Genomic DNA, 22,706 nt, shown 5'->3' on the forward strand with positions numbered 1-22,706 from the left:
GTCAGCCGACCGCGCCTTCCATCTGCAGTTCGATGAGCCGGTTGAGCTCCAGCGCGTACTCCATGGGCAGCTCGCGGGCGATGGGCTCGACGAAGCCGCGCACGATCATGGCCATCGCCTCGTCCTCGCCCATGCCGCGGCTCATCAGGTAGAACAGCTGATCCTCCGACACCTTGGATACGGTGGCTTCGTGGGCCATCGAGACGTCGTCCTCGCGGACGTCGACGTAGGGGTAGGTGTCCGAGCGCGAGATGTTGTCCACCAGCAGCGCGTCGCACTTCACCGACGACGCCGAGTGTGAAGCGCCCGGCTCCACCTTGACTAGCCCTCGGTAGGAGGAACGGCCGCCGCCTCGGGCCACGGACTTGGAGATGATCGAGCTCGACGTGTGCGGGGCGCAGTGGACCATCTTCGAGCCGGCGTCCTGGTGCTGCCCGGCGCCTGCGAAGGCGATCGACAGCGTCTCGCCGCGGGAGTGCTCACCCATCAGGTAGACCGCCGGGTACTTCATGGTGACCTTGGAGCCGATGTTGCCGTCGATCCACTCCATCGTGGCGCCCTCTTCGCAGATGGCGCGCTTGGTCACCAGGTTGTACACGTTGGTGGACCAGTTCTGGATGGTGGTGTAGCGGCAGCGCGCGTTCTTCTTCACGATGATCTCCACCACGGCGGAGTGCAGCGAGTCGGAGGAGTAGATCGGCGCGGTGCAGCCCTCGACGTAGTGCACGTAGGCGCCCTCGTCGACGATGATCAGGGTCCGCTCGAACTGGCCCATGTTCTCGGTGTTGATCCGGAAGTAGGCCTGCAGCGGGATGGTGACGTGGACGCCCTTGGGCACGTAGATGAACGAGCCGCCGGACCACACCGCCGTGTTGAGGGAGGCGAACTTGTTGTCGCCCACCGGGATGACGGTGCCGAAGTACTCCTGGAACATCTCCGGGTACTCCTTCAGCGCGGTGTCGGTGTCCAGGAAGATGACCCCCTGGCGCTCGAGCTCCTCGTTGATCTTGTGGTAGACCACCTCGGACTCGTACTGGGCCGCGACACCGGAGACCAGGCGGGCCTTCTCCGCCTCAGGGATGCCCAGGCGGTCATAGGTGTTCTTGATCTCGTCGGGAAGGTCCTCCCAGGTCTGGGCCTGCTTCTCGGTGGAGCGCACGAAGTACTTGATGTTGTCGAAGTCGATGCCGCTGAGGTCCGCGCCCCAGGTGGGCATGGGCTTCTTCTCGAACAGCTTGAGCCCCTTGAGCCGAAGGTCGCGCATCCAGTCGGGCTCGCTCTTGAGCCCTGAGATGTTGGTCACGACGCCCTCGTTGAGGCCGCGCTTGGCCGTGGAGCCGGCGGAGTCGCTGTCGTGCCACCCCCACTGGTAGTTGGACAGTGCCTCGATGTGTTCGTCCTGCGTGGACCCCAGTCCGGGGGCCAACGGTGCGGTCTGAGTCATATGAGTTGCCGTCACTTTCTTCTCGGGATTTGAGGGGTGGGCAGGCGGTGGGGCACGTTGGTGGTGCACACCCCGTCGCCGTGGGCAATGGTGGCCAGCCGCTGGACGTGGGTGCCGAGCAGCTTGGCGAAGAGCTGGGTCTCGATCTCACAGAGGATCGGGAACTCGGCCGCCACGTGGGCGATCGGGCAGTGGTGCTGAAGCAGCTGTTCGCCGCTGTGGAGCGGCCGGATGGAGGGCGCGTAGCCGTCCGTGGCAAGCGCCTCGACGAGGATCTCCACCGCCGGTCGCTCCGGGTCCGCCTGGCGGGCGGCGTGGAACCGCTCCTCGATGCAGGCGACACGGTCCTCGGCGATGCCCCGGATGGCGCTGGGACCCGCGGCGACTGCGAGCCGCCTGAGTGCGGCGATGGCGAGGTCGTCGTAGGCCTGCCGGAACTCGGCGCGGCCCGCGTCGGTGAGCACGAACACCTTCGATGGCCGGCCTCGGCCCCGTGCGCCGAACACCCGCTGCTCATGGGAGGTCAGAGCACCGCTGGTGAGGAGCACCGCCAGGTGACGCCGCACCGCGGCCGGAGTCAGGTGCAGGCGCTCCGCCAGCTGCTTGGCAGTCTGCGGGCCGTCGTTGAGGATCAGGTCCACGACGCGGCGACGGGTGGGAAGATCGACCGTCTCGATGGATTCAACAGACATGACGCTCCTCCCGCTCGAATTAACCTACGTCAGTCTTTCCAATTCTCCTCCAAGTTTCAAGCAAGGACACCCTAAGTCCACTGTGCGAGACCCCCGGGGGGTGCGCACCGCGAAACAATCGGCTGTGTGGGCGGCGCTAGGCTGTCCCGGTGCCCGTCCTCGATGCCCGCGATCTCACGGTGTCGTTCGGCCAGACCCAGGCCCTCGCCGGCCTCACCCTGCAGGCCGACGCTGGGCGGATCACTGCCCTCCTCGGCCCGAACGGGGCTGGAAAGACGACGTTCATCCGCTGCTGCACGGGGCTCGCGCACCCCGACGCCGGCGAGCTGACGCTCTTCGGCGAGGCGCCCGGCTCTGCGCTGGTCCTTCCCCGGATCGGCCTGATGCCCCAGGCCACCGGCGCCTGGTCCGGTATCACCCCCGAGCGCCTCCTGCGGTACCTCTCGAAGTTGTATGCCACGCCACAGCCGGTGGACGAACTCATGGGCCTGTTGGGCGTCGACGGCTTCGCCCGCACGCCCTACCGGCGGCTGTCGGGCGGCCAACAGCAGGCCGTCAACCTGGCCGGCGCATTGATCGGACGCCCTGACCTGGTCTTCCTCGACGAGCCCTCGGCAGGCCTGGACCCGCGGGGGCGGCGCGCCACGTGGCAGCTGTTGGAGCGGCTGCGCGACGCCGGTGTCGCCGTGGTCCTCACCACCCACGACATGCACGAGGCCGAGGCGTTGGCGGACCACGTCTACATCGTCGACCGCGGGCGCGTCACCGCCCAGGGAACCGTGGCGGCCCTGACGGTCAACGGCAGCCTCGAGGACGCGTTCCTCCACCACACCACCGGAGACCGCCCATGACACTGGACTTCACCCCCTCAGCCGTCGCGGCACCGCTCGGGCGCCGGGTGTGGGCGCACGCTACGACCGAGGCCTCGCTGATCCTGCGCAACGGCGAGCAGGCGCTGCTGGCCGTGGTCATCCCGGTGGCCATCCTGGTGGGCGGACGGTTCTTCGGCGACAGGCTGGGGCTGGCCCTCCAGAACACCGCCCCCTCGGTGCTCGCGCTGGCGATGTGGAGTTCGTGCCTCACCACCCTGGCGATCGCCACCGGGTTCGAGCGCCGCTACAACGTCCTCGAGCGGATGGCCGCCACGCCACTCGGAAAGCCGGGCATCCTCGTCGGCAAGGGACTGGGCATCAGCCTGATCACCGCCGGCCAGGTGACGGTCCTGGCACTGATCGCCGCAGCCTTGGGGTGGCGGCCCGAGTTCACGCCCCTGTCGTTATTCGTGGCCCTCATCGTGACTGTCCTCGCGATGGGCGCCTTCGCGGGGTTGGCCCTGGCGATCGCCGGATCGTTGCGGCCCGAGGCCACCCTGGCGGTGGCCAACCTGCTCTACCTGGTCGGCATGCCGCTGGGCGTCCTGCTGCCGGTGTCGCGGTTTCCCGGGTGGGCCCAGCCAGTAGTTGCGGCGCTGCCGACGGGCGCCCTCGGCGAGACCCTCAGGGCGGCGGCACAGGGCCAGGCCCTAGGCTGGCCGGTACTGGTGGCCGCACTGTGGTGTGCGGCGGCCCTCGCGCTGGCGTGGAAGGTATTCAAGTGGACGTCCTGACCAAACTTGTCGACGGCGAGCGCGCGCTGCGCAGCTGGCTGTGGATCTCCCTCATCTGCAACATGGGCATCATCGTGACCGGCGCCGTCGTGCGGCTGACGGGCTCCGGGCTGGGTTGCCCCACCTGGCCGCGCTGCACCGACGAGTCCTACACCCCTCACGAGGCCTACGGGATCCACGGCGTGATCGAGTTCGGCAACCGGCTGCTCACGTTCGTCCTGATCGCTGCCGCGCTGGGCGCGTTCATCGCCGCCTGGCGCAACCGCGGGGCCCGCTCGAAGCTGTGGTGGATCACGCTCGGCGTGGGTCTCGGCATCCCGCTGCAGGCCATCGTCGGCGGGATCACCGTGCTCACCCAGCTGGATCCGGTGTGGGTGGCGCCGCACCTCCTGCTGTCGGTGGTTCTCATCGTGGTGTGCGTCTGGGCGCTGCGCGTGGGCTACGGGGTCTCCCCCACCCCCGTGGCGCCGGGTGCCCGCTGGTTGGTCGTCGCGACCTTCGCGGCCTCGATGGTCTCCATCGTTCTCGGCACCGTGGTCACCGGGGCCGGCCCGCACGCCGGTGACGCCGCCTCGCCGCGCAACGGCGCCGACATCGAGTCGGTGGCCCGCATCCATGCGCTGTCCGCGTGGCTGGTGGTGGCCCTCGTCGTGGCCTGTGTATGGCTGTTCACCCGCACCCGTCAGGCGCGCCCCGCCCGCGCGGCCAGGCTGACGCTGATCACGGTGGCCCTCCAGGGCGTCATCGGCTACCTGCAGTACTTCCTCGGCCTGCCCGTCGGCATCGTGATCCTGCATATGGTGGGATTGACCGTGCTCACGGCGGCAGTGTCGTGGCTACTGGTGTCGACGACGAGGAGATCCCATGCCCACCAATCCGGTCCTGACGAACGCGCTGCCGTTCGCGCTTCCTGACTTCGCCGCCGCTACCCCGACGGACTACCGCTCGGCCTTCGAGATCGGCATGGCCGAGCAGTTGGCCGGGTTGGCGCTCATCCGCGACGGCGAGTCGGAGACCACGGTCGAGAACGTCCTGGGCGCCTGGGACGATGCCGAGGCCACGCTGCGGCGCGCCCTCAACGCGTTCTACGCCGTGCACTCCTCCGATGGCTCCCCGGATCTGGACGCCATCGACGAGGAGATGTCGCCGAGGCTTGCCGCGCACGCAGACTCGATCTTCCTGGATAGGGCGCTGTTCGCCAGACTGGAGGGGCTGCGCGCACGCATCGACGGCGGCCTGACCCCCGCGGACGAGCAGGACCGCTACGCACTGGACGAGCTCCTCCGCAGCTTCCGCCGGGCAGGTGTTGAACTCGATGACGAGGCCCAGGCCCGGGTCCGGGCGCTGAACCAGCAGCTGGCGGAGTTGTCGACGAGATTCGAGCAGCTCAACCGGGAGGCCCGCAACGCCGGGGGCGTCGTCGTGACAGAGCAGGAGCTGGCGGGACTGGCCGACGACGAGCGGTCCTCCCTCCGCGCGGGCGACGGCTACCGGATCGAGCTGGTCAACACCACGCAGCAGCCGTTGGCGGTGAAGCTCGCCGATGCGGGCGTGCGCCGTCGTCTCTTCGAGGCCTCCACCACCCGGGCCCTCGCCGGCGAGTTCGACACCCGTGCCGTGGTGGTCGCCATCGCCCGCGCCAGGGCCGAACGCGCCACCGTGCTGGGGTACCCGCATCACGCCGCGATCGTCGCCGAGGCTGGGTGCGCCAAGAGCACGGACGCCATCCTGCAGATGCTGGTGCCGCTCGCGCAGGCCGCGCTCGCCAAGGCCCGCGAGGAGGCTGCGGACCTGCGGGCACGCTACGCAGAGCTCGCCCCCGGGGCTGAGTTCTCCGCGGCGGACTGGGGCTTCGTCGAGACCGTGGTGCGCCGGGAGCGGTTCGCGTTCGACGAGGCCGAACTCGGCGAGTTTCTCCAGGTGGAGAAGGTGCTGGCGGCCGTGTACGCCGCGGCCACCGAGCTGTACGGCATCACCTTCGTCCCCGTCGACGGCGTGGTGGGGCACGCGCCGGACACCCAGGTCTTCGAGGTTCGGGACGCCGACGGCACCACCCTCGGGATGTTCCTCATGGACTTCTGGGCCCGCCCCACCAAGCAGGGCGGCGCCTGGATGAGCAACATCGTTGACCAGTCCACGCGCGACTCGACGCTGCCAGTGGTGACTAACAACTGCAACTACACCCGTGCCACCACGTCGATCTCCTGGGATGACGTGATCACGATGTTCCACGAGTTCGGGCACGCCCTCCACGGTCTGCTCGCGCACTCGAAGTACGCGTCCCGCTCGGGCGCCAACGTGTCTCGCGACTTCGTGGAGTTCCCCAGCCAGGTCAACGAGCACTGGGCCTGGACGCCGGGGCGGGTGCTGCCGCCCGAGTGGGTGGCCAAGCTGGAGGACGCCAGCAGGTTCGGCCAGGGCTACGCCACGGCAGAGACCGAGCTGGCATCACTCCTGGACCTGGCCTGGCACATGACCCCCCTCGACGAGCTGCCGTCCTCGCCGGATGAGGTAGAGGCCTTCGAGCGAGCGGCCCTCGAGCGCTGGGGTCTGGTCGACGACCTGGTCCCGCCGCGCTACCGGTCGCAGTACTTCGCCCACATCTGGGGCGGCGGATACGCGGCCAGCTATTACGGCTACGCCTGGGCGAAGGTGATGGACGCGGACGCCGTGGCGTGGTTCGACGAGCAGACCGGCCCTCTGCGCGAGGCCGGGAGCCACTTCCGCAGGACGCTGCTGGCCCCCGGCGGCTCGGTGGACCCGATGGAGACCTACCGTCGCTTCCGCGGCCGGGATCCGCAGCTCGCCCCGCTGCTGGACCGGTTGGGCCTGACCCTCTAATGGTTCGTCTTCGCTAGTTCGTCGGGGGTTCAGGTCCTGGCGGCGGTGCCGGTCTCCTGCCGCTCCCTGGGCGGAAGAGGGTCGCCCGCGAAGCCGGCGTGGCCTCGATTCCCCGCTCCCTGAGGAGGGCCGCCCGCACCACCGCTCCCTGAGGAGGGCCGCCCGCGGAGCGTGGCCTGTCCCCATCGCTCCCTGAGGAGGCGCGCCGCCGAAGGCGCGGGTGCCGTCTCGAAGGGTCGTGACTGCCACCTTCACGCAGTTTTTGTGGTCGGGTGTGGTGAGCCGTGAGCCGATGCCCATGCGGCCGTTGTCCATGTTCTTGAGGTCGCCGCGGACGGGGTCGGTGGTTGGGTTGTTGAGGCCGCCCGGGCATCGTCTCGCGTCTCCCCGCACTCGCCCTGCTTGTGGCGTTGCCTTGTTCCGGGTGCGGGCCGGCAGGGCGGCGTCGGGGGTTGGGGCTGCTTGGGCGGGATGCCGGTGGGGTGGTGGTCGGGTTGGGCACCGCTGCGCAGTGCCGCCCTGCCGTCCCTCACCCTGGCTTTCGGGTGTGGGTTTTCGATTCTTCGAGACATTCTGCGCGGTCGCTGCGCGGCGCGGGAGGTCCCATCCGCTCCCTGAGGAGGGCCGCCCGCGGAGCGGCGCGGGCCGTCTCGAAGGGTCGTAACTGGGCGCTGACAAGCAATCCCTGACGTATCGAGGCCGCTGCGCTCGTGAGCGGGTCGTTGACCCCTGCTGCACTCGCGGATGACGCTAGCCGGCGGAAGCCCAGACGGCGGAGCTGCGGCCGATGAGTTCGTCGAGATCCGGCGCACGGCGCTCAGGCACGATCGGCGAGACCGAGTCAGGCAGGCCGGGGTCGGGTGGGCAGGGTGGTCCCGCCACGCGGGGTGCGAGTTGCTGCAGCCGGTGGCGTTGATGCTGCCTCGGCCTGCGCACCGGATCGATGTGCCGGGGTGGGGTGAACCACGGCACACCTGTGGCGGGGTCGAGGTGAACCTGCCATTGGGATTCCTCTGATTGGCGGGGTCGGGTTCGACGAGGCGGTGGTGGAACGGGCAGAGCAACACGCCGTTGGCGAGGCATGTTGCGCCGCCTTGCCACCACGGAATGATGTGATGCGCCTCACAGCCGGCCGGTGTGGCGGCACAGCCGGGGAACACACAGCCCTGATCCCGCTCGACGAGTGCGGCCCGGAGGGCGGGGGTGAACAGGCGATGCGTGCGCCCCACGTCCAGTGGCCGCGATGGGGTGCCCAGCACCATCGGGATCAGGCGCGCGTCGCAGGCCAGGCGGCGGGCCTCCCCCGCCGACAAACCATCGACCCCGCCGGCGCCGAGGACGCTGACTTCACCCAGCCCGGTGGTGAGGGTGTCGTAGTTGAGGGTGATGTGGACCTGGGGACGGTCCACCCCATGCGAGGGGAGGGTGCCGCCACTGGCGGCGTGCTGGGTCAGCAGCAGCAGGGCGTCGGCGCGGCGCGCGCCGCGGCTCGGGGTCTCGCCGGTGGTGCCGTAGGTGGAGGCGGCTGGCATCAGGGCATCGAGTTGCGCGGTGAGGAGGGCGGCGTCGGCGACGGGGAGTTGGCCGGTGATCCGCATCGACCCGTGGAAATCGGGAGACAAGTGCAGGAACCTGTCGCGCCGCGCGGCGGCCTCTTCCCGGGCCAGACGTGTCGCGTCGTCGGCATCCGACCCGTGGGGGTCGATCACCTCGACCAGCCGCGATGCCAGGATGCGTAGCTCGGTGGGGCCGAGGGTGTCGACGTGGGCCAGGATCAGTTCCTGGCATTCGATCAGCTGGGCGCGGGTCAGGCGCGCCGGGAGCCTCCGCAGCCCGGCGACGATCGCCTCCGCCTGCGCCACCGACACTGAGCCTTCACTCAACGCGGCGCCGATCAGCGGGAACCGGTCCCCCAAATCCTGCGCGAGGCGCAGTGTCGCGGTGGCTTGGGCGGGGGTGGTGCGCACCGACTGCCGCACCCCGTCGATCACCGCGTCCGCGGCGGAGAGCTTGGCTTCGTGGAGCAGGTGCAGCCGCAGCCCGGCCAGTTGGGCCTCGGCCTCGGCGATGGACTCCACCAGCCCGGCCAGGCGTTGCATCGCGATCTGGTCTGCCCCGATGGATGCGGCGGCGCCCCACAGGGCGGCGATGTATCGCTGCCCCAGGTCTGCCACCGTCTCGCTCATGTGAACAATTCTGTCACCGGCCACCGACAAAACCGGGCCCAGAACCCCGCCCCCGCAGAAGAAAGTTCAGGCAATTTCTGAGCACCCCTGACACGAGCCCCTGGGGCTCATCGCAGCCCTGCAGCCAGGTCAAGATTGCTTGTCAGCATCAGTTACGACCCTTCGAGACGGGCCACGCCGCTCCGCGGGCGGCCCTCCTCAGGGAGCTCGGTTCCCGAGGGGCCCCGTCGCGAAGCAACCGAGGAAGTCTCGGAATATGGAAACCCGCACACTAGAACAAGGGTGGGGGACAGCAGGGCGGCACTGCGCAGCGGTGCCCAACCCGACGATCACCCAACCGGCATCCCGCCCAAGCAGACCCAACCCCAACGCCGCCCTGCCGGCCCGCACCCGGGACCTGGCAACGCCACAGGCATGACGAGTGCGGGGAGACGGGAGACGATGCCCGGGCGGCCTCAACACCCCAGCCACCAACCAGACCAGCAGTCGACAACGGCACTCTGGACAACGGCCGCCCGGGCATCGACTCACGGCTCACCGCACCCGACCATGAGATTCGCACGAAGGTGGTAGTCACGACCCTTCGAGACGGGCCTCGCCGCTCCGCGGGCGGCCCTCCTCAGGGAGCGGGAGTCGACCTGCCACGCCGCTTCCGCGGGCGGCCCTCCTCAGGGAGCGGGAGTCGACCGGCCACGCCGCTTCCGCGGGCGGCCCTCCTCAGGGACCGAAAGGGGACGGGGCTCGCCGCTCCGCGGGCGGCCCTCCTCAGGGAGCGAAGGGGACGACCTCGCCGCCAGAACCAGGACCCCAAGGAACCAATGAGGATGCCCCCTAGCCGCCCGGGGTGTCCTCTGCGGCGAGGACCAGACCGTGGTCGCCGTCGACGGTGACCCGCCGACCCGTTGCCAGCGTCGAGGTGCCGTCACCGACCCCCAGCACCGCAGGGAGGCCGTACTCGCGGGCGACGATGGCAGCGTGCGACGCGGGACCGCCGTGATCCACCACGACGGCGGCCGCCACCGCGAACAGTGGCGTCCAGGACGGGTTCGTAGCGGGGCACACCAGCACCTCGCCGGGGCGGAGGGTGGGGAACTCGCTCTGGTTCCTGATGACCCGGACCGCGCCAGTCGCGAGGCCCCCGCCCCCGGGCATGCCCGCAGCGAGGGCCTCACCCAAGGGGCGGCGTGGATACAGCGTCGACGACGCGATGAGGGGGGCGCCGGCGAGTGCCGCGGCAGCGCGTTTCCTCCGCGCGATGGCGTCCCGCAGACTGCCGTCGACGGGGTGTCTCGCGGGATCGGGCAGCCGGTCGACCTCGCTCCACACGAGGAACCAGGCGTCCTCCGGCTCATCGATCGCTCCCTGGAGGGCCAGGCGACGCCCCATCTCGAGCACCGCGCGGCGGACCGCGGGCATGGTCCGGACCAGTTCGAAGTGCGTGTCCTCGCGCAGCCCGATCCCCTCGCGGGCGTCTCTGATCAGAGAGCGCAGTGGGCGCCCCAGGTGGAGCCGACGCACCCGGGGAAGGTCGAGGACCGCGCTCGCTCCGCCGTTGTCCTCCCTCGACTCGGCCGGCTGCCTGGCCAGCACCTGAACCAGGCCGAGGACCGTCGATGGCGAGTCTCCCCACGACGGATCCATCGGGAGGAGGATGCTCCCCGTCTCGCGGTGCCCGAAGCCGGCCATCAGCGCGTCGAGGCCTGTGCGGAACTCGCCATCGCGGGGCAGCGCCTCGACGACGGGGACGAGCTCGGCTGGCGAGAGTGTGGAGAAGTCGCGGGCCAGCGGTGCGTTCGACCGCACGATCTCGGCGAGGGCCTCCAGCGCGGCGTTGGCGCGCATCGTGTCGGTGGTCGCCCCGAGCGCCGCGGTCATCGCGCCCTCTGGGGCACCCAGGCGAGGGAGGATCAGGCTGAGCACCGCGAGGGCCCGCCCACCCGCGGGGAGGTAGCGGCCGCGGAGCTCGGCGAGCTCGACAGCGAGAACCGAGGCCCGGTGCGGGATGGCGGTCAACTCCGCCCAGGTCGCCTGCTTGATAGGAAACGCCTGCAGCTCCCTCCCACGGCGAACGATATCCGGCCATCGAGGGTCGAGGCGCCAGTCCTTCGCCCGGTGCCGCGCGGCCCGCACGAAGGTGCGGACGAGTCGCGCGGGGGTCCTGCGCGTGGGGCGCGGGCTCGGCGGGACCAACTCTCTGAGGATGCCGTCGTTCGCCAGGAGCGCGTCCGCCACGCCCATCCTGACTCCGACGATTGCGTCGGTGAGGCGCTCCAGGTGGGGGAAGACAACCGGCTCGATCCAGGCCGTCAGCTCCATCGGTAGGGGGCGGCGGGGCAACAGCTCGAGTGCCACCGGCCCGGTCAACCGCTGCACGCGGTTGAGCCGGATCGGCGCAGGCGGCAGCGCCGTCATGGGGCGTGACTGAGTGAGAAGGATCGCGTCGCCTGCCAGGGCCCACTCGATGTCCTGCGGGGCGCCGAAGTGCCCGGCCGCCCGTCGGCCCTGCTCCGCCAGGCGGCGCAGGATGGCGTCCGGCAACTCGTGGACGCCCCTGTCTCCCCGCGCCGTCGTCGTCCCGCCACCCGCGGCCGGGAGCACGACCGACTCCCGGTGGCCGATCCGCCGGTCGACGACCGCTCCGTCCGGGCCCACCACCGCGTGGTCCGGAGTCACCGCGCCCGACACCACAGACTCCCCCAACCCCGGGTTGGACTCGACGACGACCCGGTCCCGCGCCCCCGTCACCGGGTGCGCGGTGAACATCACCCCAGCCCACTCCGCGTCGACCATGGTCTGCACCACCACCGCCATCGCGACGGCGTCGTCGGGGATACCGAGCCGGGAGCGATAGGAGATCGCCCGGTCGGTCCACAGTGACGCCCAACAGCCGCGCACCCCGGCGACCACCGCATCGGTCCCGATCACATTGAGAAACGAATCCTGCTGCCCGGCAAAGGTGGCCCCCGGCAGGTCCTCCGCCGTCGCGCTGGACCGCACAGCCACAGGGCCCTCCCCCAGGCTTCGGTACGCCTCCCGGATGGCCGTCTCCACTACATCCGGTATGGGTGCCGCGGCGATCGCCGCCCTCGTCGGCTGAAGCGGGCCGACGGCGAGCCGGTACGCGTCGGTGGTGACCACGAACCCGGGCGGGACGTCGAACCCGGCGCCGATCAACTCACCGAGGTTGGCGGCCTTGCCACCTGCCAGAGCGAGGTCGTCGCGTGTGAGGTCCGATAGCGGACGGCAGAGGCGCACCATGGGGCCACGCTACCCCCGGCCGGGCGCGGCCCGTCGGCTTCGGGAGTCACAGACATCTGCCGGCGCTGAGGGGCAGAATGACGGCATGGACATCAAGGAGATCCTGCTCAACCACCTCCGATCCTCCCGAGAGGCGCTCCTGTGGAAGACCGAGGGTCTGAGCGAACGCGAGCTCAGACTCCCCCGCACCGTCACCGGGACCAACCTGCTGGGGCTGGTCAAGCACTGCGCCTTCGTGGAGCACGGATACTTCATCGACTGCTTCGCCAGGACCTCCCCCATCGTGATCCCGGCACTGGACTACGGCGCCGACCCCAATGCCGATTTCTACGCCACACGCGACGAGCGGGCCGTGGACCTCGTCCGGCAGTACCGCGAGGTGGGCCAGGTAGTGGACAGCGCCATCGAAGAGATGCCCCTGGAGACACCTGGCCGCGTCGCCTGGTGGGGTGAGAGGGGCGAGACCACGCTGGCCAGGGTCCTCGTGCACGTTCTCAACGACATCACCCGGCACGCGGGGCAGGCCGACATCATCCGGGAGGGGATCGACGGGGCCGCCGGACTACTCAGCGGCAACACGAACCTGTGGGTACCGGCCGAAGGGTGGGCGGCCCACCGCACGATGCTGACCCGGCTCGCGGACGAGGCGTGACCGAGGCTGCTCAGTGAGCCGCGGCGACCAGGTTCTCCACGTCGGCAGGCTTCCTGAGGAACAGCCCCGCGACAACGGCGGCGGTCCAGATGGCTCCGGCCGCCATGAAGGCCCACCGGGCACCCACCAGCAGGGCCTCGGCCTCTGAGGCGTCCGTCGGGGCGGCCGCCGCCGACTGGATGGCGAAGATCGTGACGAAGATGGCCGTGCCCGTGGCGCCCGCGACCTGCTGCACCGTGCCCACGACGGCGGACCCATGGGAGTACAGGTGCCGCGGCAGCGAGCCCAGCGCCACGGTGAACAGCGGGGTGAACATCGACGCGAACCCCACGCTCATCACCACGTGGCCGAGCATGATCGCCCACCACGGGGTGGCCAGGCTGATCGTGGAGTAGAACACGAACACGCCCATCACGACGACGCTCGCCGGCACCACGAGAGCCCTCGGCCCGACCCGGTCGTAGAGCCGGCCGACCACCGGCGACAGGAGCCCCATCGCGATTCCGCCCGGCAGCAGCATCAACCCGACCTGCAGAGGCTCAAGCCCGAACGCCCGCTGGAGCAGGAGCGGCAGCATGATGATGGTCCCGAACAGCGCCATCATCGCGATCGCCATCATCACCACCGCCACCGTGAAGGTGGCGTAGGTGAAGGTCCGCAGGTCCAGCAGCGCCGCGCCGCGGGCCTGGAGCGCGGACTGTCGCGCCACGAAGGCCGCGAGGCCCGCGACGCCGATCCCGATGGCCAGCAGGGGCACCCAGAACTCCACCTCGTCGGACCCGACCAGGCTCAGCCCGTAGACCAGAGGGCCGAACCCCAGCAGGGTGAGCGGCACCGAGACGAGATCCAGGGGCGTGTCCTTCGTCTCCCCCACGTTGGTCAATCGGCGGGAGCCGAGCCACAGCATGAGGAGCGCGATCGGGAGCACGACCCAGAAGATCCCGCGCCACGACGCCACCTGAAGGATCACGCCGGACAGGGTGGGGCCGACGGCGGGGGCCACCGAGATCACCATCGAGACGTTGCCCATCACCCGGCCGCGATGCTCCCGGGTGACGAGTTGCATGATGGTGGTCATCAGCAGCGGCATCATAATGGCGGTGCCGGTGGCCTGGATCACGCGCCCCAGCACCAGGAACCCGAAGCTCGGCGCGACCGCGCATGCCAGTGTCCCGAGGCTGAACAGGCTCAGGGCGAGGACGAACACGCGGCGCGTCGGCAGCCGGTCCAGCAGCCAGCCGGTCACCGGGATGACGACGGCCATGGTCAACATGAACGCGGTGGTGAGCCACTGGGCGGAGCGCTCGGTGATGCCGAGATCGGACATGATCGAACTCAGGGCGACGTTCATGGTGGTCTCGTTCAGGATCACGACGAACGCGGCGACCAGGAGGATGGGGATGACCCTGCGGTCGGTGGGCCGAGGCATATCGGTGGACATGGGAGAGTCCCTTCGTGGCGGTCGGAGTGCGTCCCGCCACACTGCAGCGGTTCGCTAGCGGCGGTACCGCAGCGGGTTGGGACGGCCCGGCGCCTCGGAACCGATCGCCAGGCCCGGGGCAATGAGCCTTCGCCCGCGCAGATCGAGGAGAGCGCTGACCACCCGATCACGCAGCGTAGCCGGTGCGATGGTGTTGAGGTAGACCTTCGTGGCCCCCTCGAACCCGGCCAGCGTCGAGATGCGCCACTTCAGCATCACCCGCCACGGCATCGGGAGGGTGACGTCGATCGGGCGGTAGTGCCACTCCTCGTTGCAGGGGATGGCCGACCCTGTGGCGGCGTGCATGGCGTGGATCATGTCCGACATCCCCCGCACCTCGTCGTCGCGCTGCTCCCACGGGTCGGAGGCCTCGCTGGTGGAGTGGATCTCGATGGTGGGATACCGGTGCCCGAATCCCGCGAAGGCGACGGCATAGCCGCTCTCGGCGATGACGAGGTTGCGGCGAGCCGCGTAGTTGGGGCCGGCCTCGTTGAAGAGGTTCGCGTTGCCCCTCAGCCGGGCAAGGGTGGCCTCGTGGTGCGCGCCCCTCTCATCGATGGTCACGAGTTGTTTGTGCAGGTGGTCGAACGAGGCGCCCGCGGGCTTCAACCAGTTCTGGAACACGGCCACGTAGCGCGCGTACCGGTTGATCTCGTAGGCCATCCGGGCCGACTCGATCGTGTAGGCGACGAATCGGGCGTGCTCGTCCGGGGTGAGGGTCCCGGACGAGGCGAGCTGGGAGTCGTCGGTGGCACCGTCGACGAAGTGGCGACGGGCCACGATGAGGTCGTGGCCGCCGCCGAAGAACCCGGAGGCGCGGCCGATCCTCTCCTCCTCGGGGAGGGCCGCGATCTCGGCGTCGGTCATCCCGGAGGCGCGCAGCTTGGCGCCGATGACGCTGAGGACGTGAGCCTTGCCCTCGGCTGAGGCAAGGTACGCGTCGCGGCGCAGGCGCACCCGGTCCGGCAGCTCGAACCCGTAGTTCTGATGCCAGTAGTCGAAGCTCAGGATCTCGAACAGGTTGGGGACGCGCCGGAACTCAGCGACGGTGGCGAAGAGGTCCTCCGCGGGGTTCCGGTAGATCGTCTTCCAGCCACGCTCCCCCAGGATCACGCGGGACTTCTCCGGCGGAGTCTCCAGGTAACGCTCCTCGCAGAACGGGCAGTGCCGGCCGTGCAGCCCGGGATCCACCGGCCGCGGTTCGTGGACGGGAAGGCCGAGCGGGCGGTTGGCCCGCCCCGCGACCGTCCACACCTCGGTGCCGGTGAGGGGATTGATCTGCTTGACGGTGCCATCGCGCAGCACAGTGACGTAATCCGGCTCCCGGGCGAAGGGCTGCATCCCCCGACGATAGTGCGCAGTGGCGGGCTGCGGAGGCTTGCTCGGCAGCTCCTACTGTTCGTCGAGCGAGGAGAACGCGGCGAGGCGCCGCTGGGGCGCCGTCAATCGCAGCGAATTCTGGCGCAGGACACTAGAACAGGAGCGGGTCGATGGCCACCGCGAGGAACAGCAGGGCCAGATAGGTGTTGCTCCAGTGGAACAGCCGCATTGCCTTGAGCTGGGGCCCCTCGGCGCCCGCCCTGGCTCTACGCCACAGCGCCACGGCCTCGGCGAGGAACACCGCGCCCAGCACGCCCGCGACAATCGGGTACAGCGGCCCGGTGGGGGTGACGGGCCACAGCAGCAGCGACACCACGACGGTGGCCAGCGTGTACCAGAAGATCTGAGCGGCGACCCGCGGCGGGGTCGACACCACCGGCAGCATCGGCACCCCGGCTGCCGCATAGTCCTCGCGGTAACGGAAGGCCAGCGCCCACGTGTGCGGTGGCGTCCAGAGGAAGACGACGGCGAACAGGATCAGCGGCGGCCAGGCGACGCTGCCCGTCACAGCTGTCCAGCCGATGAGCGGCGGGAAGCAGCCCGCGATGCCGCCCCACACGATGTTCTGCCAGGTGCGGCGCTTGAGCCACATGGTGTAGACGAACACGTAGAACGCGTTCGCGGTGAGCGCCAGGACGGCGGAGAGCCAGTTGGCGCCGAATCCGAGCACGAGCGTGGCAAGGACTCCGAGCACGACACCGAAGACCAGCGCGTTGCGCGTGGAGACCTGGTGTCGCGGGACGGGTCGGCGGCGGGTGCGCCGCATCACCTCGTCGATGTCCGCGTCGATCACGCAATTGAAGGTGTTGGCCGACGCCGCGGCGAACAGCCCGCCGATCATGACCACCACGATCAGCTCCCACGGCGGCAGCCCGCCGGCCGCCAGGAACATCGCCGGAGCGGTGGTGACGAGCAGCAGTTCGATGATGCGCGGCTTGGTCAGGGCAACATACGCCTTGACCACATCCCAGAAGCGGGCCCCCGAGGACGCAGCGACAGAGCCGACCGCCACATGCACCTCATTCCCTCACCTTCGCTCCCGGCAGTCTATCTCGCCCGATGGGGGGCACCCAAAGCGCGGCGCGGGATCCGTTCCCCCGCTGCCCTCGCAGGGATAGGGTTGGCGACGATGAACAGCTACGAGAACCCGCTGCGCGATCCGCAGGACCGACGGCTCCCCCGGATCGCCGGGCCCTGCGTCCTCGTCATCTTCGGGGTGACCGGGGACCTGTCCCGCAAGAAGCTGATGCCGGCCGTCTACGATCTTGCCAATCGCGGCATGCTTCCCCCCGGCTTCGGCCTGGTGGGATTCGCGCGCCGGGACTGGGCGGACCAGGACTTTGCGCAGGTCGTCCACGATGCGGTGAAGGAGAACGCGCGCACACCCTTCCGGGAGGAGGTGTGGGAGCAGCTCCTGGAAGGCATCCGGTTCGTCTCCGGCACGTTCGACGACGACGAGTCGTTCGAGCGGCTGCGCGGCACCATCCGGGAGCTGGACACTGCCCGCGGCACCGGCGGAAACCACGCGTTCTACCTGTCCATCCCCCCGTCGAGCTTCGAGCAGGTGATGACGCAGCTGCGGCGCCACGGCATGACCGAGCGCTCCGAAGGCAACTGGAACCGGGTGGTCATCGAGAAGCCGTTCGGCCACAACCTGGCCTCGGCGCGCGAGCTCGACGACGTGGTCTCAGCGCTGTTTCAACCCCATGAGGTGTTCCGCATCGATCACTACCTGGGGAAGGAGACGGTGCAGAACATGCTGGCGCTGCGCTTCGCCAACCAGATGTTCGAGCCGATCTGGAACAACCACTACGTCAGCCACGTCGAGATCACGATGGCCGAGGACATCGGCATCGGTGGCCGCGCCGGCTACTTCGACGGGATCGGCATCGCCCGCGACGTCATCCAGAACCACCTCCTCCAGCTCTTGGCGCTGACGGCGATGGAGGAGCCCACCTCGTTCGAGGCCAGCCAGCTGCGTGCCGAGAAGCAGAAGGTCCTCGCCGCGGCCCGCGTCCCCTCGCGATACGACCTGCACACCGCGCGCGGCCAGTACGCCGCCGGATGGCAGGGCGGCAAGCCCGTGATCGGGTACCTGCAGGAGGAGGGCGTGCCGGAGGGCTCGAAGACGGAGACCTACGCCGCGATGCGCGTGGACATCGACAACCGCCGCTGGGCCGGGGTGCCCTTCTACCTCCGCTCCGCCAAGCGCATGCCCCGCCGCGTCACGGAGGTGGCGCTGAGCTTCAAGCGGGCACCCCACCTGCCCTTCACCGCCACTGATACCGAGGAGCTCGGAACCAACGCCCTCGTGATGCGGATCCAGCCCGACGAGGGGGTCACGCTCCGGTTCGGGGCTAAGGTCCCCGGCACCCAGATGGAGATCCGGGAGGTGTCGATGGACTTCGGCTACGGGGGGTCGTTCACCGAATCGTCCCCGGAGGCCTACGAGCGGCTCATCCTCGACGTCCTGCTCGGCGACCCGCCGCTGTTCCCGCAGCAGGAGGAGGTGGAGCTCAGCTGGAGCATCCTGGACCCGGTGATCGAGTACTGGGCCTCCGTCGAGGGTCAACCTGAGCAGTACGCGTCCGGCACCTGGGGCCCCGCCTCCGCATACGAGATGCTGGCCCGTGACGGTTTCAACTGGCGTAGGCCCTGAGGAGGATTGTCATGATCATCGAACTGACCGACACGTCGTCCCGAGAAGTGGCGTCCGCCCTCATCAGCGCCAAGCGCACCGCTGGGGCCAGCGGCCTCGTGCTGACCCTCCTCATCGTCACCACTGACGGGCACTTCGACGAGGTGCTAGAGGCCGCGAAGGCCTCAGCCACCGCCCACCCGTCGCGGGTCATCCTCGTGACCTACGTGGAGGCCGACCAGGCCCGGCTCGACGCGACCATCGAGGTGGGCGAGGGCCTTCCCGGGGATCTCGTCGTGTTGAGGCTCCACGGGGAGCTGCGCCACCACGGGGACTCGATCTGCCTTCCGCTGCTGCTGCCGGACTCCCCGACCATCGTGTGGTGGCCGCACGAGGCGCCGGACCATCTCGCCGACGACCCCATCGGTGGCCTCGCCGATCGGCGCATCACAGACGCGGCCGGCTGTCACGACCCTCAGGATGCGCTGCTGCGCCGCGCCCGCAACCACGCCCCAGGCGACACTGACCTCACCTGGACCCGGCTGACCCGGTGGCGCGCCCTGCTCGCGGCGGCCATGGACCAGACGCGCTCCGAGGTCATCGGCGCCATGGTCTCCGCCGCCCCGGACAACGCCCCCGCGACACTCCTGTCCGCGTGGCTGAGCGACAGGCTCGACGTCCACGTCGAACGCCGTGACGGCGACCAGCCCGGCGTCAACGAGGTGCGGCTCACCACCCTCGAGGGCGACATCACGGTGCGTCGCGTGGCGGAGGGCACCGCCCTCTACCAGGTGCCGCATCAACCGCAGCGCACCGTCGCACTCAGGCGCCGGCCGCTGACGGACCTCCTGACCGAGGAACTGCAACGCATGGACGCCGACGACATCTTCGAGGCGGCCACGAGCCGTCTCGTGGCCGACGCCGAGGGGCGCTGACGTGTACACCCGAGTGGTCCGGATGCCGGGCGCGGACGAGGTGAGCCACCTGGTGGCGCAGCGGTTGCTGGACCGCCTCGTCGAGCTTCAGGACACCCAGCCGATCGTGCACGTCTGCCTGACCGGGGGCAATGCCGCCAACGCCATGTATGAACGCTTCGCCGAGCTGGCCGTGGGCTCAGACCTCGACGCCGCGAAACTGCAGCTGTGGTGGGGCGACGAACGGTTCGTCCCCGCGACGGATCCGGACCGCAACTCGCTGCAGGCGGTGTCGCGGCTGGCCCGAACCGTGTCCATCAAGTCGGCCGACACCCACATGATGGCCGCTCAGGACGGGCGGAAGGACTCGCACGAGTGCGCCGCGGAGTACGAGGCCGAACTGGGTACCACCCATTTCGACATCATGCTGCTGGGCGTCGGGGAGGACGGACACGTCGCCTCGATCTTCCCGGGGCACCCCAGCTTCGATCCCACTACGCGCAGCGTGATCGGCGTCACGGATGCACCCAAGCCCCCGACGGAGCGGATCTCGCTCACCATCCCGGCGCTCAACAGGTCCACGGAGATGTGGATCATGGCCACCGGTGCGGCCAAGGCCGGCGCCGTCGCCGGGGCCCTGCAGGGGGATCGGAGGCTTCCCGCCTCTCACGTGCGCGGGGAGAAGGTCACCCTGTGGTATCTGGATGACGCCGCCGCGAGCGGCCTTCCTGCGCAGTACAGCTGCCCGTTCTGAGCAGGCAGCTGCACCGCAGGGGACTCAGTAGATGACCTCGCCGGAGGCGCGGCGCGCGCGCAGGGCGGACACGGCCTCTTCCAGGATCTGGGCAGCTTCCGCGTCGGTGCGGCGCTCCTTCACGTAGGCCAGGTGCGTCTTGTAGGGGGTGATCTTCGGCGGCGGCGGCGGATTGTCTGCGTCCATGTTCGCCGGGAGCCCGCAGCGGGGGCAGTCCCACGACTCGGGGATCGGCGCATCGACGGCGAAGGCCGGCCGGGTCACATGCCCACTGGCGCAGAAGTACGAGACGTGGAGCCGCGGCGCGGTATCGCCACGCTCTGCCTCACCCATCGGTCCGGCGCCGACACGGCTGCCGCGAATGGCGTTGCCACTTGCCACTTGTGTTCTCCTTGAGACGTGATGAAGGGGTCGTGCCGGGTCAGGCGCCGATGCGGTACAGCACCAGCAGCCCGATGATCGTCAGAAGCCAGACCAGCGACAACACGACCGTGATCCGGTCCAGCCGGCGCTCCGCCGTCGACGCTCCACCCATGGAGGTCGACATGCCGCCGCCGAAGAGATCAGACATTCCGCCGCCACGACTTTTGTGGAGGAGGACGGTGGCCGCGAGGAGGACGCTGAGGACAATCGCGATGATTGAGAGCGTCGTCACCGGCCAAGACACGAGGGGGACAATCACGCCGTACAGACTATCCGACGACGACCGGTTATCCACATTCGCCCCCGCCTGTCCGGCCCTGGACGGCGCGGTGGCCACAACGCAGAGCGGCGCGGGACCTATCGTCCCGCGCCGCCCGCCTGCTTGCGTTACTCAGAGCTGGTAGAACCGCACGATGGCCGCGAACTCATCGGGCTTCAGGGCGGCGCCCCCGACGAGGGCACCGTCGACGTCCGGCTTGCTCATGATCTGCGCCACGTTGTCCGCCTTGACGGAGCCGCCGTACTGGATCCGAACGGATTCGGCCGTGGGCTCGTCGTAGAGTGCGGCGACCTCCTTGCGGATGGCGCCACACACCTCCTGGGCGTCGTCAGGGGTGGCCACCTCGCCGGTGCCGATGGCCCACACCGGCTCGTAGGCGATGACGAGGCCGGCGACCTGTTCGGCCGTCAGGTTGGCCAGCGTGCCGCGGACCTGATCGAGGGTGTACTCGACGTGGCGGCCCTCCTTGCGGATGTCCAGGCCCTCGCCCACGCAGATGATCGGCGTGATGCCCGCGGCCAGGGCCTTGGCGGCCTTGGCGTTGATGATCTCGTCGGTGTCACCGAAGTACTGGCGACGCTCGGAGTGGCCGACGACCACATAGCTGACGCCGAGCTTGGTGAGCATCGAGGTGGAGATCTCGCCGGTGTAGGCGCCGTTGTCGAACTGCGACACGTTCTGCGCGCCCAGCTGGAACGGCAGGCGGTCGCCGTCGATCAGGGTGCGCACCGTGCGCAGGTCCGTGAACGGCGGGATGAGGACGGCCTCGGACTTCGAGGGGTCGTAGTCCTTGTCCAGCAGTGCGTAGTGAATCTTCTCCACCAGTCCAGTGGCCTCGATGTGGTCGACGTTCATCTTCCAGTTACCGGCCATGATCGGCTTGCGGGTCATCAGTTGTCCTCCTCCAGAACGGAAATGCCGGGCAGTTCTTTGCCCTCCAGGAACTCGAGGGAGGCGCCGCCGCCCGTCGAGATGTGGCCGAACTCGTCGTCGGCGTGGCCGAGGACCCGCACGGCCGCGGCGGAGTCTCCTCCACCGACCACCGAGAGACCCTCGACCTTGGTCAGCGCCTTGGCCACAGCGGCCGTGCCGTGCGACAGTGCCTCGATCTCGAACACGCCCATGGGGCCGTTCCAGAACACCGTCTTGGCGCCGGTGATGGCGTCCGCGAACAGCTTTTCGGACTCGGGGCCGATGTCAAGGCCCTGCTTCCCGGCGGGGATGGAATGAGCCGAGACGACGTCCACGTCGCCCTTGACCTCCCGGGCGTCGAAGTCCATCCCGTCGGCGATGCGCACGTCGACCGGCAGCAGGATCGTCTTGCCCTTGGCCTTGGCCTCCTCCAGGTAGCCGCGGCAGGTCTCCAGGTTGGTCTCGTCGAGCAGGGAGTCACCGATCTCGTGGCCCTGGGCCTTGAGGAACGTGAACACCATGCCGCCGCCGATGACGAGAGTGTCGGCCACCTTGAGCAGGTTGTCGATCACCGACAGCTTGTCCGCGACCTTCGCGCCACCCAGCACCACGACGAAGGGGCGCTCGGGGGTCTCGGTGAGCCGACGCAGCACGTCGACCTCCTTGGCCACGAGGTAGCCGGCCGCGTTGGGGAGCAGTTTCGCCACATCGTAGACGGAGGCCTGCTTGCGGTGCACCACGCCGAAGCCGTCGGAGATGAACAGGTCGCCGAAGGCCGCGTACTTGGCGGCGAGCTCCTGGCGGGCTGCCTCGTCCTTGGACTCCTCGGCCGGCTCGTAGCGCACGTTCTCGAGCAGGGCCACCTCGCCGTCGGCGAGCGCGTCGACGGTGGCCTTGGCGGACTCGCCGACGACGTCGTCGGCGAGCTTCACCTCGGCGCCGAGCAACTCACCGAGCCGCTTTGCGACCGGAGCCAACGAGTACTTGGGGTTGACCTGCCCCTTGGGGCGGCCGAGGTGGGCCATGACTACGACGCGGGCGCCGGCGTCGCGCAGGGCGTTGAGGGTGGGGAGCGCGGCGCGGATGCGGCCGTCGTCCCCGATGTTCTTGTCAGCGTCCAGGGGGACGTTGAAATCGCAGCGGATGAGTACCCGCGTGCCGTGGAGATCGCCCAGATCTGCAACAGACTTCACAGTGAGCCTTTCTTTGGTCGGTGTTGTTCGGTGGGGCGACGACGGCCCTGCGA

Annotated in this window: 19 protein-coding genes; 8 read left to right on the top strand and 11 right to left on the bottom strand. The window is 69.5% G+C overall.

Features of this window, described 5'->3' with window-relative positions; translation table 11 throughout:
- Nucleotide 1: 1 nt before the first annotated feature.
- Nucleotides 2-1,444 (bottom strand): Fe-S cluster assembly protein SufB, encoded by a 1,443-nt coding sequence (gene sufB / locus H5399_RS10885; protein WP_182783046.1) that lies wholly within the window; start codon nucleotides 1,442-1,444, stop codon nucleotides 2-4.
- Between the two features lie 11 nt (nucleotides 1,445-1,455).
- Nucleotides 1,456-2,136, bottom strand: a complete 681-nt coding sequence (locus H5399_RS10890; protein WP_182783047.1) for a metalloregulator ArsR/SmtB family transcription factor — start codon at nucleotides 2,134-2,136, stop codon at nucleotides 1,456-1,458.
- 149 nt (nucleotides 2,137-2,285) lie between these two features.
- Between H5399_RS10890 and H5399_RS10895 the strand changes: the two genes are divergently transcribed.
- The 4 genes from H5399_RS10895 to H5399_RS10910 are packed head-to-tail and all read left to right on the top strand — an operon-like array spanning nucleotide 2,286 to nucleotide 6,583.
- Nucleotides 2,286-2,987 carry an ABC transporter ATP-binding protein gene (locus H5399_RS10895; RefSeq protein WP_182783048.1) on the top strand — a complete coding sequence of 234 codons (702 nt, stop codon included), beginning with the start codon at nucleotides 2,286-2,288 and terminating at the stop codon, nucleotides 2,985-2,987.
- A complete protein-coding gene (locus H5399_RS10900; protein WP_182783049.1) occupies nucleotides 2,984-3,742 on the top strand; it encodes an ABC transporter permease in 759 nt (252 codons plus the stop codon). Before H5399_RS10895 ends, H5399_RS10900 begins: the two co-directional genes overlap by 4 nt.
- Nucleotides 3,730-4,656, top strand: a complete 927-nt coding sequence (locus H5399_RS10905) for a heme A synthase (protein WP_370585750.1) — start codon at nucleotides 3,730-3,732, stop codon at nucleotides 4,654-4,656. The genes H5399_RS10900 and H5399_RS10905 overlap by 13 nt, the downstream gene beginning before the upstream one ends.
- Nucleotides 4,607-6,583, top strand: coding sequence for a M3 family metallopeptidase (locus tag H5399_RS10910; protein ID WP_182783050.1), 1,977 nt, complete (start codon nucleotides 4,607-4,609; stop codon nucleotides 6,581-6,583). The genes H5399_RS10905 and H5399_RS10910 overlap by 50 nt, the downstream gene beginning before the upstream one ends.
- Nucleotides 6,584-6,834: 251 nt before the next feature.
- Here the strand turns inward: H5399_RS10910 and H5399_RS10915 are convergent, their stop codons facing one another.
- Nucleotides 6,835-8,769 (bottom strand): HNH endonuclease signature motif containing protein, encoded by a 1,935-nt coding sequence (locus H5399_RS10915; protein WP_182783051.1) that lies wholly within the window; start codon nucleotides 8,767-8,769, stop codon nucleotides 6,835-6,837.
- Between the two features lie 831 nt (nucleotides 8,770-9,600).
- Complete coding sequence (locus H5399_RS10920; protein WP_182783052.1) at nucleotides 9,601-12,027, bottom strand: PEP/pyruvate-binding domain-containing protein; 2,427 nt, start codon at nucleotides 12,025-12,027, stop codon at nucleotides 9,601-9,603.
- 85 nt (nucleotides 12,028-12,112) lie between these two features.
- On the opposite strand from H5399_RS10920, the gene H5399_RS10925 reads away from it, so the two are divergent.
- Nucleotides 12,113-12,679 (top strand): DinB family protein, encoded by a 567-nt coding sequence (locus tag H5399_RS10925; RefSeq protein ID WP_182783053.1) that lies wholly within the window; start codon nucleotides 12,113-12,115, stop codon nucleotides 12,677-12,679.
- Nucleotides 12,680-12,689: 10 nt separating this feature from the next.
- Here the strand turns inward: H5399_RS10925 and H5399_RS10930 are convergent, their stop codons facing one another.
- From H5399_RS10930 to H5399_RS10940, 3 genes are all read right to left on the bottom strand, one after another.
- On the bottom strand, nucleotides 12,690-14,120 hold the full coding sequence (locus tag H5399_RS10930; RefSeq protein WP_182783054.1) for an MDR family MFS transporter: 1,431 nt from the start codon (nucleotides 14,118-14,120) through the stop codon (nucleotides 12,690-12,692).
- Between the two features lie 54 nt (nucleotides 14,121-14,174).
- Nucleotides 14,175-15,500 (bottom strand): DUF4921 family protein, encoded by a 1,326-nt coding sequence (locus tag H5399_RS10935; RefSeq protein ID WP_182783055.1) that lies wholly within the window; start codon nucleotides 15,498-15,500, stop codon nucleotides 14,175-14,177.
- A gap of 130 nt (nucleotides 15,501-15,630) precedes the next feature.
- Nucleotides 15,631-16,557: a heme o synthase gene (locus H5399_RS10940; protein WP_182783056.1), complete on the bottom strand. Its 927-nt coding sequence runs from the start codon at nucleotides 16,555-16,557 to the stop codon at nucleotides 15,631-15,633.
- A gap of 111 nt (nucleotides 16,558-16,668) precedes the next feature.
- On the opposite strand from H5399_RS10940, the gene zwf reads away from it, so the two are divergent.
- From zwf to pgl, 3 genes are read left to right on the top strand one after another with little or no spacing between them, the layout of a single operon-like run.
- Nucleotides 16,669-18,198, top strand: coding sequence for a glucose-6-phosphate dehydrogenase (gene zwf, locus H5399_RS10945; RefSeq protein ID WP_220489349.1), 1,530 nt, complete (start codon nucleotides 16,669-16,671; stop codon nucleotides 18,196-18,198).
- An 11-nt stretch (nucleotides 18,199-18,209) separates the two neighbouring features.
- The gene (locus H5399_RS10950) at nucleotides 18,210-19,112 is read left to right on the top strand and encodes a glucose-6-phosphate dehydrogenase assembly protein OpcA (protein WP_182783058.1); all 903 of its coding nucleotides are present in this window, start codon (nucleotides 18,210-18,212) and stop codon (nucleotides 19,110-19,112) included.
- A 1-nt stretch (nucleotide 19,113) separates the two neighbouring features.
- Nucleotides 19,114-19,845, top strand: a complete 732-nt coding sequence (gene pgl / locus H5399_RS10955; protein ID WP_182783059.1) for a 6-phosphogluconolactonase — start codon at nucleotides 19,114-19,116, stop codon at nucleotides 19,843-19,845.
- A 24-nt stretch (nucleotides 19,846-19,869) separates the two neighbouring features.
- Here the strand turns inward: pgl and H5399_RS10960 are convergent, their stop codons facing one another.
- The 4 genes from H5399_RS10960 to pgk all read right to left on the bottom strand — a co-directional run bounded on the left by H5399_RS10960 (nucleotide 19,870) and on the right by pgk (nucleotide 22,653).
- A complete protein-coding gene (locus tag H5399_RS10960) occupies nucleotides 19,870-20,226 on the bottom strand; it encodes an RNA polymerase-binding protein RbpA (protein WP_182783060.1) in 357 nt (118 codons plus the stop codon).
- A 40-nt stretch (nucleotides 20,227-20,266) separates the two neighbouring features.
- Nucleotides 20,267-20,527: a preprotein translocase subunit SecG gene (gene secG / locus H5399_RS10965; protein ID WP_370585751.1), complete on the bottom strand. Its 261-nt coding sequence runs from the start codon at nucleotides 20,525-20,527 to the stop codon at nucleotides 20,267-20,269.
- Nucleotides 20,528-20,659: 132 nt separating this feature from the next.
- The gene (gene tpiA / locus H5399_RS10970) at nucleotides 20,660-21,439 is read right to left on the bottom strand and encodes a triose-phosphate isomerase (protein WP_182783061.1); all 780 of its coding nucleotides are present in this window, start codon (nucleotides 21,437-21,439) and stop codon (nucleotides 20,660-20,662) included.
- Nucleotides 21,439-22,653 carry a phosphoglycerate kinase gene (pgk, locus tag H5399_RS10975; RefSeq protein ID WP_182783062.1) on the bottom strand — a complete coding sequence of 405 codons (1,215 nt, stop codon included), beginning with the start codon at nucleotides 22,651-22,653 and terminating at the stop codon, nucleotides 21,439-21,441. The genes tpiA and pgk overlap by 1 nt, the downstream gene beginning before the upstream one ends.
- Between the last annotated feature and the right edge of the window lie 53 nt (nucleotides 22,654-22,706).

The organism is Tessaracoccus sp. MC1627, assembly GCF_014164725.1.
Lineage (GTDB): Bacteria > Actinomycetota > Actinomycetes > Propionibacteriales > Propionibacteriaceae > Arachnia.